The organism is Streptomyces scabichelini (assembly GCF_011045015.1).
GTDB classification, from domain to species: Bacteria; Actinomycetota; Actinomycetes; order Streptomycetales; family Streptomycetaceae; genus Streptomyces; species Streptomyces scabichelini.
In genome coordinates, this window is record NZ_JAAKZY010000005.1 from 83,557 (window position 1) to 97,035 (window position 13,479).

The following is a 13,479-nucleotide window of genomic DNA, read 5'->3' on the forward strand; positions in this document are numbered from 1 at the left end:
GTATCCGGGCATGTGTCCGTCGCCGTCTTCATCGAATGACGCCCTCAGCGTCGCGAGCCTCGCCGACCAGATCGCCTACCGGCTGCGCGCCGACATCCTCGATGGGAAGCTGCCGTTCGGCGCCCGCCTGCAGCACGAGGAACTGGCCGCGCGCTTCGGCGTCAGCCGGACTCCGATCCGTGAGGCACTGCGCCAGCTGCAGGCCCTCAACCTCGTGGAACTGGCGCCGAATCGCGGAGCGACCGTGCGCACGCCGTCCCGGGCGGAGCTCGTCGAGGTCTATGAACTCCGCGCCGAAATGGAGGGTTTCGCCTGCGCGCTGGCGTGCGACCGTGCCTCAGCCGGGGATCTGGACGAGCTGGAGCGCGCCCAGGAGCGGCTCACACAGGCCGTCGCCGAGGCCGGGCGCATCGACGACGCGGAACTCGACGCGGCCGTGACGGACGCGAACACCGCCTTTCACGCCCTGATCCACCGGGCCGCCGGCAACCGTCGCCTGACCGAGTCCGTCCAGGGGCTGCTGCACGTCTTCCCGCGCGACCTGGTGTGGCGGGTCATCGCCCATGACGAGAGGGCGCTGACGGCCATGAACGTGCACGAGCACCGGTCCATCGCCGCCGCCCTGCGCGCCCGCACTCCGGACGCCGCACGCGCGTTGATGCGCGACCATGTCCGCGGTGCCGGCCAGATCCTCCTGGCTCACCTCGACGAGCAGAGATTCTGGGGATGAGCGCGCCCCTCGACCGAGTGCTGGTCATCGGCGGCGGCACCATGGCCACCGGCATCGCCGCCCGCCTCGCCGCCACGGGCATCGAGACGGTCGTGCTGGTACGCCGCCGGGAAGCGATCGCGCCGACACGGGACGAGATCGCCAGGCGGGTGGAACAACTCGTCGCATCCGTACGGCCGGTGACCGTCCTCGTCGACCACGCACCTGGGCCGTTCGCGCTGGCCGTGGAGTCGATCGCCGAGGACGCGGCAGCCAAGCGCGCCGTGCTGGCGCGGGCCGAGACGCTGGTAGCGGACGACGGGATCCTGGCGACCAACACCTCCTCGCTACGGCTGGCCGATCTCGCCGAAGACCTCACCCGTCCCGAACTCTTCGCCGGTTGGCACTGGTTCAACCCAGCCGAACTCGTTCCGCTCGTGGAGGTGACGGGCGGGCCGCGCACCGCGCCGGACACCCTGGAACGACTCGCCACCCTCTCGTGGGCCATCGGCAAGGAGCCGATCACGCTCCGGCGCGACCACGCCGGCTTCGTGGCCAACCGGCTGCAGTACGCCCTGCTGCGCGAGGCGTACGCGCTGGTCGAGGAGGGCGTCTGCGGTGCGGAGGACGTCGACCGGGCCGTCGTCGCCGGGCTCGGGGCGCGCTGGGCGGCGATCGGCCCGTTCGCGTCGATGGACGCGGCGGGACTCGACGTCCACGAAGCCGTCACCGAGCAGCTGTTCCCCCAACTCTCCCGCTCGATCGAGGTGCCCGCCCTGCTGCGGGAGACGCGCCGCGGCGGTGCGAACGGGATGAAGAGCGGCCGAGGGCTGCTGGGCGGCTACCCGCCCGAGTCCGCACAAGACATCGTGGCGCGCCGGGACGCGGTCCTCGCGCTGCTGGCCGGTACCGGACGGAAGGTGACGGAATGACGTCCCTGTTGGAACCGCAGGAGGGCACGGCGGCCCTCGGGGAGCCTCAGGCGTCCCTCGCGGGACCTGGAAGAGGCGCCGCGTCCTCGGCGGAACCGGACGAGGGCGTGATCGTCCTGGGCGACCGTCCGCTGCGTCCGGCGGATGTGGTGGCGGTGGCGCGGGGCCGACGTGTCGTGCTCGGCCGCGGGGCCTACGAGCAGATGCGGGCCTCGCGCGCCGCACTCGAGGCGGTGCTGGCCCGGGGAGACACCGTGTACGGACTCAACACGGGCGTCGGCGCGTTGAAGACCGAGGCGATCCTGGCCGACCGGCAGGCCGCGTTCCAGCCCCTACTGCTGCGCGCGCATCGAGTGGGCCACGGACAGCTCGCGCCCGCGGAGTTCGTCCGGGCCGCCATGGTGGCACGGGCCGCGGGGCTCGCGGTCGGCGTCGCGGGTGTGCGTCCCGAAGTCGCCGACGCGTACTGCCGGGCCCTCGACACCGACGTGACGCCCCGCGTCCACCTGATCGGGTCGATCGGGCAGGCCGACCTGAGCCAGCTGGCGGAGATCGGCCTGGCTCTCATCGGCCACGGTGCCGATGGCGAGGCGCTGATCGCACGCGGCTACACGCCGATCGAACTCGGCCCGCGCGAGGCGGGCGCGGTCGTCAACAGCAACGCGTTCTCGGTCGGCATCGCCTGCCTCGCCCTGGAGCGCGCGACCCGCGCCGTCCGGGCCCTCGACGTGTCCGCGGCGCTGTCGCTGGAGGCCCTGACGGGGAACGTCGATGCCGTCCACCCCGCCGTCGCCGGAGTGCGTCCGTACACCGGTGCCCACGAGACGATCGTTCGCCTGCGTGCGCTGCTGGCAGGCGGCGCCTTGCTGAGCGGCGCCAGGCCGCCCCGCTCCCTCCAGGACCCGCTGGCGTTCAAGGTGGTGCCCCAGACCCACGGTGCGGCACGGCAGGCGCTCGCGCACTGTGCCCGCGCCGTCGAGGTCGAGCTCGCCTCCTCCGGGGACAGCCCGATCATGCTCGTCGACGAGGACCGTGCCATCTCGACCGGCAACCACGACATAGCCCCCGTCGCCATCGCGCTCGACTACGCGCGGCTCGGGCTCGCGCAGGCGGTCACAATCGCGGGCGAGCGTGTGCAGAAGCTGCTGGACTCCGCCTTCACCGGCCTGGCGACCGGACTCCGGGCCGATCCCGCCGCGCCCGACGACGGGCTGGCGATCATCGCCAACGGCGCGGCGAGCCTGGCCGGTGAGGCCCGTCTGCTCGCCCAGCCCGTCACTCTGGAGCAGCCCACCAGCGCGATCGCGGCTGGTATCGAGGACCGGATCACGATGGCCCCTGTCGCGGCCCGTCGGCTTCATGAAATGGCCGGTCTGGCGCTGCGGTTGGCCGCCGTGGAACTCATGTGCGGCGCCCAGGCGGTCGACCTCCGTGGGCACGCCGGCGACCTGGGCGAGGGCACGGGACGTGCCTATACGGCGACTCGGCGATCGGTTCCCTTCGTCGGTGCGGGCCAGGCGCCGGACGGCGACCTTGACGCACTGGAGGACTGGCTCACCGGCAACGCCGTCCCGTAACACTCCCACACTCCATGACCGGCACGGCACAGGGGAATGACCATGAGCACGAGCCCGATCGACACCACCGCCCTCACCGAACTCGGCGTGTCCGACCGCCCGTTTCTGCCCGAGGAGTGCGCCGACCGGGCCCGTCGGGCGGCGGCCTTCGTCGACACGAGCGCGCTCGACCGCTCCGGCTCCGGCTCGTATCTGCTGCTGTGGCGCGGCGAGCACTCCGAAGCCTGGCTGAACACCTGGTGGGAGTCGCGTGACACCGGCTACCACGACCACCAGGGTTCCTGTGTCGGCGTGCACGTGATCGAGGGCACCGCATGGCAGGAGGGATTGCCGGTGGGCGGCCCGCGCCGCGCTCGCCAGTACGGACCCGGCGAGTCGTTCTCCTTCCCCGGCTCGGGCGTCCACCGGATGGACCATGACGCCGGCGCCATCACCATCCACGTCTACTCGCCGCCGCTCCACGCCATCGGCCACTACGAGATCATCGATGGCGAACTCCACCGCACCCCTGGCCCACCCGACGAGGGCTCACCCGCGAGCCCCCGACTGCTCGACGCCCTCAACTCGGTCGGCAACTGAAGGTCGGCTGAAGGCCTGTCACCGGCGCCGGTACGGCGCAGGGTCGGGTGCTCGGGAGCAGGGGCGGCGTTCGCGGGGTGCAGTACCTCCACCGCGGCTTCGGTGGTGCGGCGCTGCAGCGGGGGGAAGTAGTGGCGGCGCTGGATACGGCGCAGTTCAGCACGCAGCTTGCGCAGGGTGCACCAGTGTGACCCACAACTGCACGTCGGCGAGGGTGAGTTCGCCACCCAGCACCTGCTCCCAGGAACCGGGCCGCCACTCCAGCGCGTCCAGCGCGCGCAGGAGAGTGGCCAGGGCAATGTCACGTGCCGCCCAGTCGCCACCGGACTCGCCGGCGCGCTGGTCCGACTCCTGGACCGACCGCCTCAATTCCCCGCTGCCTGAGCCGGCTGCGCGCCCGGCCGGCGCAGCGGACGGGACGGGCACAGGACCTTCCCGTGCGGTGCCGGCGGATCCTGGCAGATCTTCCCTCCAGTCCACCGAAAGCCCAGGTCAGCGACACATCCGGCGATGCGTCAGGTGGCGCAACACTTCCGCAACACCACTATCCCTACCGGATCGGTATGGTCCCGAACATGCCACCCACCGACCGCATCCGAGACCACGCCGGCCAGGGCGCGCCCACCGTCGCCGCCCAGCGCACGCGGCGTCGGCTGCGCGCGGACCAGGCACGCCAGCTCGCCGACCTGCTGCGTCACCAACTCCTCACCGGGGGCTTCCCGGCCGGCACCCTGCCGCACGAGTCGACCCTCGCCACCGAGTACCGGGCCTCGCGCAACACGGTCCGCCAGGCCCTCGACCTCCTCCGCGCCGAGGGCCTCGTGGAACGCCTCCCCGGCGTCGGCACGGTGATCGTCGCCCAGAAGTACCCCCACGGACTCGATCGTCTGATGGGCCTCGCGGAGACCCTGCACGAACACGGCCGCGTCACCAACGAGGTCCGCACCATGGGTCCGGTCCCGGCCCCCGCCCCGGTCGCCGAGCGCCTCCGCGTCCCACCCGGCTCCGACGTCCTCTACATCGAACGCCTGCGGCGCCTGAACGGCCTCCCCCTGTCCCTGGACCTCACCTACGTCCCCCTGGACATCGGTACGGCCCTGCTCGGCTGCGACCTGGAGAACACCGACGTCTTCCGTCTCCTGGAGTCCCTCACCGGCCAGCGCCTGGGACACGCCGACATCACGCTCGAGGCGGTCAACGCGGACGCCCATTCCGCCGCCGTGCTCCAGGCCCCACGCGGCGCGGCCGTCCTGATGCTGGAACGCCTCACGCACCTCGCCGACGGCCGCCCTGTCGACCTGGAGTTCATCCGCTTCCGCGGCGACCGCATCACGATGAGCGGCTTGCTGCACCGTTCCCTCTGACACCACCTCGCTGAAGCACCTTTCTGGAGACAGCCATGCCCTTGGCGCCCCAGCGGGCCGACGTGCCCGTGACCATCGACGAGTCGAAGTGCATCGACGGCTGCACGCTCTGCGTGGACATGTGCCCGCTGGACTCCCTCGCCATCGACACCAGCAGCGGCAAGGCGTACATGCACGTCGACGAGTGCTGGTACTGCGGCCCGTGCGCGGCCCGCTGCCCCACCGGAGCCGTCACGGTCAACATGCCCTATTTGCTCCGCTGATCCCCTTGACCTGCTCCGGTGAAAGGCCGAACCGCCATGAATCGCACGGCAGTCGCAGCATCCGCAGTCGTCCTTCTGCTCCCGCTCAGCGCCTGCGGCGGTGATGCCGAGGCCGGCGACGGCTCCACGGTCACCGTCACCGTCGGCTACCAGTCCAAGACCATCAACACGGTCACAGCCGGCACCCTGCTCCGCTCCCTCGGTTACTTCGAGAAGCAGCTGACCTCGCTCGGCGACGGCGTCACCTACAAGGTCGTCTGGCAGGACTACGCCACCGGTGCCCCCATCACCGCCCAGATGACCGCCGGGAAGATCGACATCGGCTCGATGGGCGACTTCCCGCTGCTCATCAATGCCGCCCGCGGCAAGCAGCTGAACCGCCCCACCCACTTGGTCTCGGTCACCGGCTACAACCTGCGCGGTGGCCTCAACACCATCGTCACCGCACCCGACTCCAAGCTGACCTCCCTGAAGGACCTTAAGGGAAAGAAGGTGTCCACGAGCGTCGGCTCCGCCGCCGACGGCACCCTGGTACGGGCCCTGCAGCGCGCCGGCATCGACCCGAACGAGGGCATCGAGAAGCTCAACCAGCAGCCCGCCGTGGGCGCGTCGGCCCTGGCCGCGGGCAGCGCGGACGCGCTCTCGCAGTTCGTTGCCTGGCCCGGCCTGCTCACCTACCAGGGCAAGGCGAAGGCCCTGTACGACGGCGCCCAGCTGAACCTGCCCACCTTCCACGGGGTCACCGCCCGCGAGGACTTCGCCGAGGACCGACCGGCCGTCCTGGCGGCGTTCCTCAAGGCCCAGGCACAGGCAACCGACTACCTCAACACCCACCCCGTCACCGCCGCCGAGAAGGTCGCCGAGGCCACCGGTCTGCCCGCCGAGGTCGTGTACCTCTACAACGGTGCCCACGGCATCTCCACCTTCGACCCGGCGGTCAAGCCGCAGCTCGTCTCCGCGCTGAAGCAGGACGTGTCGGTCCTGAAGGCGGCGAAGCTGACCGGCGACGTGGACGTGAACTCCTTCGTCGACGACCGGTACGTGAAGAAGGCCCTGGGGACGTCCTACACCAAGCAGCTCGCCGCCACACCCCCGGCCGCCGCGAGCGAGGTGTGGCCGAAAGGCTCCGCACAGACGCGGGCCTTCAAGTCGCCCGCCGAACTGCTGAGTTACCTGGCCGCCCACCGCGACACCGTCCGCGCCGCCTACGTCCCCGACGCCACCACCGGCACCTCCTGGTTCGCCGACAAGGCGGCGTGGGTGGCCGACGGCGAGAAGCTGCTGCCGTTCGTCGCCCCGGCGACCGCACAGGCGTACGTCGACCGGCACGACGGGGCGCGTGTCATCACTTACGCCGACGCTCTGGAGCGTGCCTCGTGAGCCGGCCCGCACCACGAGCCGCCCGGTACGCACTGCGGGTGACCGCCCTCGCCGCCGCCCTCGTCCTGTGGCAGTTCCTGACCAGCCTGGACGTCGACCTGTGGCTGCGCTTCTCGCAGTTCCCCACGGTCACCGACGTCGCCCACGCCTTCGCCGACCGCCTCGCCGGGGCCGACTACTGGACGGACCTCACCGACAGCCTGACCCGCATCCTCACCGGCTTCCTGCTGGCGGCGGTGCTGGGTGTGGCAGGGGGCGTGCTCGTGGCACGCTCCCGACTGGCCGAGGACCTGCTGGGCCCACTGCTGGAGGTGGTCCGCCCGATCCCGGCCATCGCCCTGGTCCCCGTCGCGATCCTCCTGTTCCCCTCCAACGAACAGGGCATCGTCTTCATCACCTTCACCGCCGCCTTCTTCCCGGTCCTGGTCTCCACCCGGCACGCCGTCCGTGCGCTGACGCCCGTGTGGGAGGAGGCCGTGCTGACGATGGGCGGCGGCCGGTGGCGCATCCTCGGCTCGGTCGTCCTGCCGGGCGCCCTGCCCGGCGTCTTCGGCGGCCTGTCGGTCGGCATCGGCGTCTCGTGGATCTGCGTGATCTCCGCCGAGATGATCTCCGGCCAGTACGGCGTCGGCTACCGCACCTGGCAGGACTACACGATCGTCGACTACCCGGGCGTCTTCGTCGGCATGGTCACGATCGGCGTCCTCGGCTGGCTCACCTCCATGGCCGTGGAACTCCTGGGCCGCCGCCTGACCCGCTGGCTGCCGCGTACGTCGTACGTCCCCGGCGCGCGCGTCCCGCGGCGGACGCGCGAAGCCCCCTCCCCCGCACCGGTCGGCCCCCGGCCCAAGGAGGACGCGTCTCATGACCAGCTCGTCTGACGTCCGTTCACCGTCCCGCACCGGCACCGGCACCCGCCTCGCCCTGCACGACGCCGCTCTCGGACGCCCCGGCGCGCCCGTGCTGGACAAGGTCGACCTTGACGTGGCCCCCGGAGAGATCCTGACCGTCGTCGGCTCCTCCGGCTGTGGCAAGTCGACCCTCCTGCGCACCCTGGCCGGCCTTCTGCCCCTGCTCTCCGGAGAGATCACGCAGGACGGACGCCCCCTGACCGGCCCGTCCGCCGAACGCGCCCTCGTGTTCCAGGAGGACGCCCTGCTCCCCTGGCGCACCCTGCGCGCGAACGTCGAACTTCCCCTGGCCATCAAGGGGTTGTCCCGCGCCGAACGCCGTATCCAGGCCGAGGCGTGGCTCGACCGGGTCGGACTCGCGGAGCACGCCCGGCGCTGGCCGCACCGCGTCTCCGGTGGCCAGCGTCAGCGCGCGCAACTGGCGCGCGCCCTGGCCGCCGGCCCCCGTGCCGTCCTGATGGACGAACCGTTCGGCGCCCTCGACGCCCAGACCCGCGCCGGCATGCAGGACCTGCTGGTGGAGGCGCTGCGCGGCACGGGCGCCACCGTCGTCTTCGTCACCCACGACGTGGACGAGGCCCTCTTCCTCGGCGACCGCGTGGCCCTGCTGGGCGCGGGCCGCCTCATCTCCGTACGGGACGTACCGCGCCCGCGCGAGCGCGCCGTCCACGACGATCCGGCGCGTATCGACCTGCGGCGCGAAGTCCTCACGTCACTCGGTTCTTGAAAGGCCCTCTGGTGGACACCTCCCTGCAGATCCCGGACCTCACCGACGCGGACGAGATCGTCTGCGACGTCCTCGTCATCGGCGGCGGCACCGCCGGCACCATGGCGGCCCTGACCGCCGCCGAACACGGCGCGGACGTCCTGCTGCTGGAGAAGGCCCACGTCCGCCACTCCGGCGCGCTCGCCATGGGCATGGACGGCGTCAACAACGCGGTCATCCCCGGCCGCGCCGAGCCCGACGACTACGTCGCCGAGATCACCCGCGCCAACGACGGCATCGTCGACCAGTCCACGGTCCGCCAGACCGCCACCCGCGGCTTCGCCATGGTCCAGCGGCTGGAGTCCTACGGCGTGAAGTTCGAGAAGGACGAGCACGGCGAGTATGCCGTACGCCAGGTCCACCGTTCCGGCTCCTATGTGCTGCCGATGCCGGAGGGCAAGGACGTCAAGAAGGTCCTGTACCGGCAGCTGCGGCGGCGCGAGATGCGGGAGCGGATCCGGATCGAGAACCGGGTGATGCCGGTCCGCGTACTCACGGCGGAGGGGCGTGCCGTGGGCGCGGTCGGCCTCCACACCCGCACGGGCGCCTTCGTCACCGTCCGCGCGGGCGCGGTCATCCTGGCGACCGGCGCCTGCGGCCGCCTCGGCCTGCCCGCCTCCGGCTACCTGTACGGCACGTACGAGAACCCCACCAACGCGGGCGACGGCTACGCGATGGCCTACCACGCGGGCGCCGAGCTGACCGGCATCGAGTGCTTCCAGATCAACCCGCTGATCAAGGACTACAACGGTCCCGCCTGCGCCTACGTCGCCAACCCCTTCGGCGGCTACCAGGTCAACCGGCACGGCGAACGATTCGTCGACTCCGACTACTGGTCGGGCCAGATGATGGCGGAGTTCGCAGCGGAAGTGGCGAGCGACCGGGGCCCGGTCTATCTGAAGCTGAGCCACCTCCCGGAGGAGTCGGTCTCGGCCCTGGAGTCGATCCTGCACTCGACGGAGCGCCCGACCCGTGGCACCTTCCACGCGGGCCGCGGGCACGACTACCGCACCCATGACGTTGAGATGCACATCTCCGAGATCGGCCTGTGCGGCGGCCATTCGGCCTCAGGAGTACGGGTCGACGACCACGCCCGTACGACCGTCCCCCGCCTGTACGCCGCCGGGGACCTGGCCTGTGTCCCGCACAACTACATGATCGGCGCGTTCGTCTTCGGAGACCTGGCGGGCGCGGACGCGTCCCAGTACACGCCGTACGAGGGGGAGTTGCCCCTCGACCAGCTCCATGAGGCGCACGAGCTGATCTACAGCCCGCTGCGCAACCCCGACGGCCCGCCGCAGCCCCAGGTCGAGTACAAGCTGCGCCGCTTCGTGAACGACTACGTGGCGCCGCCGAAGTCCGGCGCCCGGCTGTCGCTGGCCCTGGAGGCATTCGAGCGGATGCGCGCCGACATCGCCGCGATGGGCGCCCGCACTCCGCACGAGCTGATGCGCTGCGCGGAGGTGAGCTTCATCCGCGACTGCGCGGAGATGGCCGCGCGGGCCTCCCTGGCCCGCACGGAGTCCCGCTGGGGCCTCTACCACGACCGTCTCGACCACCCCCACCGGGACGACGTGTCCTGGTTCCACCACCTCGACCTGCGCAAGTCCCCCACCGGTGCGATGGAGTTCACGGCGCGCCCCGTCGCTCCCTATCTGGTCCCGGTCGACGGCCTCACCGCGGTCGGCGGCACCTCCCGCCACCTCGGCGAGGTCCACCCGGAACAGGTGGCGACCGCGGGGGCCCGGGAAGCCGCGCCGGTGGCGATACGGCAGGAGCCCGCCCTGACCGACACGACCGCCCGCCCCGATACCGACACGGAAGCTCCGGCCACACCGCGTCTGCTCGAACTGCTCTCTCTCGCGGAAGACGAGCCCCGACTCTCCGCCCTCGCGCCCTACCTGACCGACCCCGAGCCCACCGTTCGCCGGACGGCCGTCACCGTGCTGACGGAGACGGTGCCTGCGGGCACCGGTCCGGCACTGGCCGCCACGCTTGCCGACCCCGACGTCGGCGTCCGCGCTGCCGCGGCCGCCTCACTGCGCGAACTGGTCGAGACGCTGGACCCTGAACCAGCCCTGCGCGACGGCCTCGCCGCCGCCCTGTCCGAAGCCGACCCCGTCGCCCGTGCCGCCGCACTCGACGTCCTGCGTGCCCTGCGCCTCGGTGACACCGGACTGTTCACGGACTCCCTGACGGACGCGGACATCGCCGTGCGTATCGCGGCCGTGCGAGCACTCGTGTCGGTCGACGCCGCCGGGGAGCTGGCCCGCGCGGCCACCGTCGACCCGTCCCGCGAGGTCCGCGTCACCATCGCCAAGGCCCTGGCCACCGTGGCCGCGGGGCAGCCCGACGGCACCACGTCGGCCGGCCCCGGACCCGACATGGTCCTCTCGGCCCTCACCGAGCTCATCGACGATCCCGACGCCCTGGTGCGTGCGGCCGCCTATGAAGCACTGGGCACGACCGGCTGCCCGGCACCACTGGCCGCACGCGCGGAGTCAGCCCTGTCCGACCCGGCCTGGCAGGTCCGGGCAGGGGCCACCACCGCCCTCTCCCTCGCGGCCCCCGGCCTCGCCGTACCCGCACTCGCCAAGGCCCTCGCCGACCCGAACGCCGACGTCCGCAAGGCCGCCGTGGCGGCACTGACCCGGCACCGTGCCACCGAGGACGCCCGAGCGGCCCTGGCCACGGCGACGACGGACCGGGACGCAGACGTCAGGGCCTATGCGGCCCGGGCACTGTGACCGAACCGCTGCGACGACAGAGGGGGCGGAAGGACCGAACGTTGGACGATCTTGACGTGGACGGCCGCCTCTTCGTCGAACCACTGGTCGAGGTAGTCCTCGTCCTGTCCGAGCGCGGCGGCGAGCGCCCGCCGCACCTCACGGCTCACGCGCAGTGCCTCGGCCTGCAAGCGCAGCACGACGTGCCTCAACTCCGGTAGTTCCGGTAGTGCGGACGGCCATTGGTTGGGGCCGACCAGACGCAGTCGTCGGGATCGTCCCGGCCCGCATCGAGCGCCGCCCGTTCCGGACCGATGTCAATCTGCTCGCGCCAGTCGGCGCTGCCCGCCGCGTACTCGGTGCCGGTGCGCGTATAGCCGCGGAACTGCGGTGAGTTGAGGTTCTCGATCTCCAGCCGCTGTGCACGGTGCCGCTTGCGGTGCCGCGCTGCCCGATGCCGTCCCAATCGTCGTCGACGGTGGCACCGGGGGCGTCGTACCCGACGAAGGCGGCGGTGAGGCTGCGTCCGGGGCGAGCGCGAAGACCGGGATCCAGTGGGCGAACAGGGCTCCGGTGGCGTAGTTCTTGGTACCGGTCAGGGTGTACGAGCCGTCGGCCCGGGGCTGCAGGCGGGTGGCGAACTCCAGCGCGTGGTTGGTGCCCTTCTCGGCCAGGGCGTTGCCGAATCTGCGCCCGGCCGGCAGTTCGGCGTAGAAGAAGTCGCGCTGCTGCGTCGTACCATTCTCCTTCAGCACCTCCACGAAGAAGAAGTGGTTCTGCGGAATCTGTCCGATGCTGGCGTCAGCCGCCGACAGCAGCCGCACGACCTCGCCGAGGGTGCGGGTGCTGACCTCGGCGCCGCCGTGGGAGCGGGGCACGCTGATGCCCAGCAGTCCGGAGGCCGACAGTTCGTCGAACTCGGCGCGCGGCAGGATGCGCTCGGCGTCGCGCAGGGCGGCCTCGCGGGCTGACTAGGCGGCCAGTTCTGCGGCGACGGCTACCGCTTCGGCGTCGTCGGCGATCACATGCGTCATCGCGGACTCCCGGCACCGGCGAAGGGGACCTGGGCGGAGGGGGAGGTCTGCCGGCCGAAGGGGTGCTGCCACAGGCCCTGCGCCTGAAGTTTCGGCAGGACGCCCTCGCCGAACCAGTACGCCTCCTCCAGGTGCGGATAGCCGGAGAAGATGAACTCCTCGATGCCCAGGGCCGCGTACTCCTTGATCCGCTCGGCGACCTCGTCATGGCTGCCGACCAGGGCGGTGCCCGCACCACCGCGCACCAGGCCGATCCCCGCCCAGAGGTTGGGGTGGATCTCGAGACCGGTGGGGGTCCCCCCGCTCGAGCGAAGTCGAGAGTGGGGGAGGTTGCCGCCGCCGTGCAGGGAGAGCATGCGCTGCTGGCCCTCGGACTCGCTGCGGGCGAGCCCGGCCTGCACCGACCTCACCGTCTCCGGGTCGAAGCCGTCGACGAGCCGGTTCGCTTCCGCCCAGGCCTGCTCGGACGTGTCCCGCGTGATGACGTGCAATCGGATGCCGAAGCGGAGGGTACGGCCCTTCTCGGCCGCCAGCCGCTTGATCCAGGCGATCTTCTCCGCGACCTGTGACGGCGGCTCGCCCCACGTGAGGTACACGTCCACGTGCCGGGCGGCCACCTCCCCGGCGGCGGGCGACGAGCCGCCGAAGTACACCTCGGGCACCGGATCGGGCAGCCGGGCCAACTGCGCGTCGTCGACCCGCAGATGCTCACCGTCCAGGTCGACGCTCTTGCCCTCCCACAGCCCCCGGACGATTTGAAGGAATTCACCGGTACGGCGATACCGCGCGTCCTTGTCCAGGAAGTCGCCGTAGGCGCGCTGCTCGTGGCTCTCGCCGCCGGTGACGACGTTGAGCAGGAGCCGTCCGCCGGTCTGTCGCTGGAAGGTGGACGCCATCTGCGCGGCGAGCGTCGGTGAGACGAAGCCGGGGCGGAGGGCGACGAGGAACTTCAGCCGCTCCGTCTGCTGGCTGACCATGGCGGTGGTCAGCCACGCGTCCTCGCACCAGGCGCCGGTGGGGGTGAGCGCGCCGACGAAGCCGAGGTCCTCGGCGGCGCGGGCGATCTGGCTGAGGTAGGCGACCGTCGGCGGCCGGTCGCGCCCGGACTCCGTGGCGGGGGTGCCGTGGCCGCCGCCGACGACGTGACGGCTGTCGCCATTGGTGGGCAGGAACCAGTGGAAAGTGAGGGACACGTGAGGTCTCCGATCAGGGATCCATCAGGAAGGTGCGTGAGAGCG

Annotated in this window: 13 protein-coding genes and 1 pseudogene; 10 read left to right on the forward strand and 4 right to left on the reverse strand. The window is 71.7% G+C overall.

Going from position 1 to position 13,479, the window contains the following annotated elements; translation table 11 throughout:
- Positions 1-10: 10 nt before the first annotated feature.
- From G5C60_RS02795 to G5C60_RS02810, 4 genes are read left to right on the forward strand one after another with little or no spacing between them, the layout of a single operon-like run.
- Positions 11-730, forward strand: a complete 720-nt coding sequence (locus G5C60_RS02795) for a GntR family transcriptional regulator (RefSeq protein ID WP_165254542.1) — start codon at positions 11-13, stop codon at positions 728-730.
- Positions 727-1,641 (forward strand): 3-hydroxyacyl-CoA dehydrogenase family protein, encoded by a 915-nt coding sequence (locus G5C60_RS02800; protein ID WP_165254543.1) that lies wholly within the window; start codon positions 727-729, stop codon positions 1,639-1,641. The genes G5C60_RS02795 and G5C60_RS02800 overlap by 4 nt, the downstream gene beginning before the upstream one ends.
- Entirely contained in the window at positions 1,638-3,218 is a 1,581-nt protein-coding gene (locus tag G5C60_RS02805; protein ID WP_165254544.1) for an aromatic amino acid ammonia-lyase, read from the forward strand. The genes G5C60_RS02800 and G5C60_RS02805 overlap by 4 nt, the downstream gene beginning before the upstream one ends.
- Before the next feature lie 42 nt (positions 3,219-3,260).
- Entirely contained in the window at positions 3,261-3,797 is a 537-nt protein-coding gene (locus tag G5C60_RS02810) for a cupin domain-containing protein (RefSeq protein ID WP_165254545.1), read from the forward strand.
- Between the two features lie 156 nt (positions 3,798-3,953).
- On the opposite strand, the gene G5C60_RS02815 is transcribed toward G5C60_RS02810, so the two are convergent.
- Entirely contained in the window at positions 3,954-4,166 is a 213-nt protein-coding gene (locus G5C60_RS02815) for a glutathione S-transferase family protein (RefSeq protein WP_206439031.1), read from the reverse strand.
- A 206-nt stretch (positions 4,167-4,372) separates the two neighbouring features.
- On the opposite strand from G5C60_RS02815, the gene G5C60_RS02820 reads away from it, so the two are divergent.
- From G5C60_RS02820 to G5C60_RS02845, 6 genes are read left to right on the forward strand one after another with little or no spacing between them, the layout of a single operon-like run.
- Positions 4,373-5,161 carry a GntR family transcriptional regulator gene (locus G5C60_RS02820; RefSeq protein WP_165254546.1) on the forward strand — a complete coding sequence of 263 codons (789 nt, stop codon included), beginning with the start codon at positions 4,373-4,375 and terminating at the stop codon, positions 5,159-5,161.
- A 35-nt stretch (positions 5,162-5,196) separates the two neighbouring features.
- Positions 5,197-5,424 carry a 4Fe-4S dicluster domain-containing protein gene (locus G5C60_RS02825; RefSeq protein WP_018568287.1) on the forward strand — a complete coding sequence of 76 codons (228 nt, stop codon included), beginning with the start codon at positions 5,197-5,199 and terminating at the stop codon, positions 5,422-5,424.
- 36 nt (positions 5,425-5,460) lie between these two features.
- Positions 5,461-6,804, forward strand: a complete 1,344-nt coding sequence (locus tag G5C60_RS02830; RefSeq protein WP_165254547.1) for an ABC transporter substrate-binding protein — start codon at positions 5,461-5,463, stop codon at positions 6,802-6,804.
- Positions 6,801-7,685, forward strand: a complete 885-nt coding sequence (locus G5C60_RS02835) for an ABC transporter permease subunit (RefSeq protein WP_165254548.1) — start codon at positions 6,801-6,803, stop codon at positions 7,683-7,685. Before G5C60_RS02830 ends, G5C60_RS02835 begins: the two co-directional genes overlap by 4 nt.
- A complete protein-coding gene (locus tag G5C60_RS02840; protein WP_165254549.1) occupies positions 7,669-8,442 on the forward strand; it encodes an ABC transporter ATP-binding protein in 774 nt (257 codons plus the stop codon). Before G5C60_RS02835 ends, G5C60_RS02840 begins: the two co-directional genes overlap by 17 nt.
- A gap of 11 nt (positions 8,443-8,453) precedes the next feature.
- Positions 8,454-11,228, forward strand: a complete 2,775-nt coding sequence (locus G5C60_RS02845) for a fumarate reductase/succinate dehydrogenase flavoprotein subunit (protein ID WP_338145667.1) — start codon at positions 8,454-8,456, stop codon at positions 11,226-11,228.
- Here the strand turns inward: G5C60_RS02845 and G5C60_RS51470 are convergent.
- The 3 genes and pseudogenes from G5C60_RS51470 to G5C60_RS02860 all read right to left on the reverse strand — a co-directional run bounded on the left by G5C60_RS51470 (position 11,207) and on the right by G5C60_RS02860 (position 13,434).
- Positions 11,207-11,407, reverse strand: coding sequence for a hypothetical protein (locus G5C60_RS51470; protein WP_241266461.1), 201 nt, complete (start codon positions 11,405-11,407; stop codon positions 11,207-11,209). The genes G5C60_RS02845 and G5C60_RS51470 overlap by 22 nt on opposite strands.
- A 223-nt stretch (positions 11,408-11,630) precedes the next feature.
- A pseudogene (locus G5C60_RS02855) lies at positions 11,631-12,241 on the reverse strand (acyl-CoA dehydrogenase family protein); the annotation flags it as partial.
- Complete coding sequence (locus G5C60_RS02860) at positions 12,238-13,434, reverse strand: LLM class flavin-dependent oxidoreductase (RefSeq protein ID WP_165254551.1); 1,197 nt, start codon at positions 13,432-13,434, stop codon at positions 12,238-12,240. The pseudogene G5C60_RS02855 and the gene G5C60_RS02860, both read right to left, overlap by 4 nt.
- Positions 13,435-13,479 lie beyond the last annotated feature (45 nt).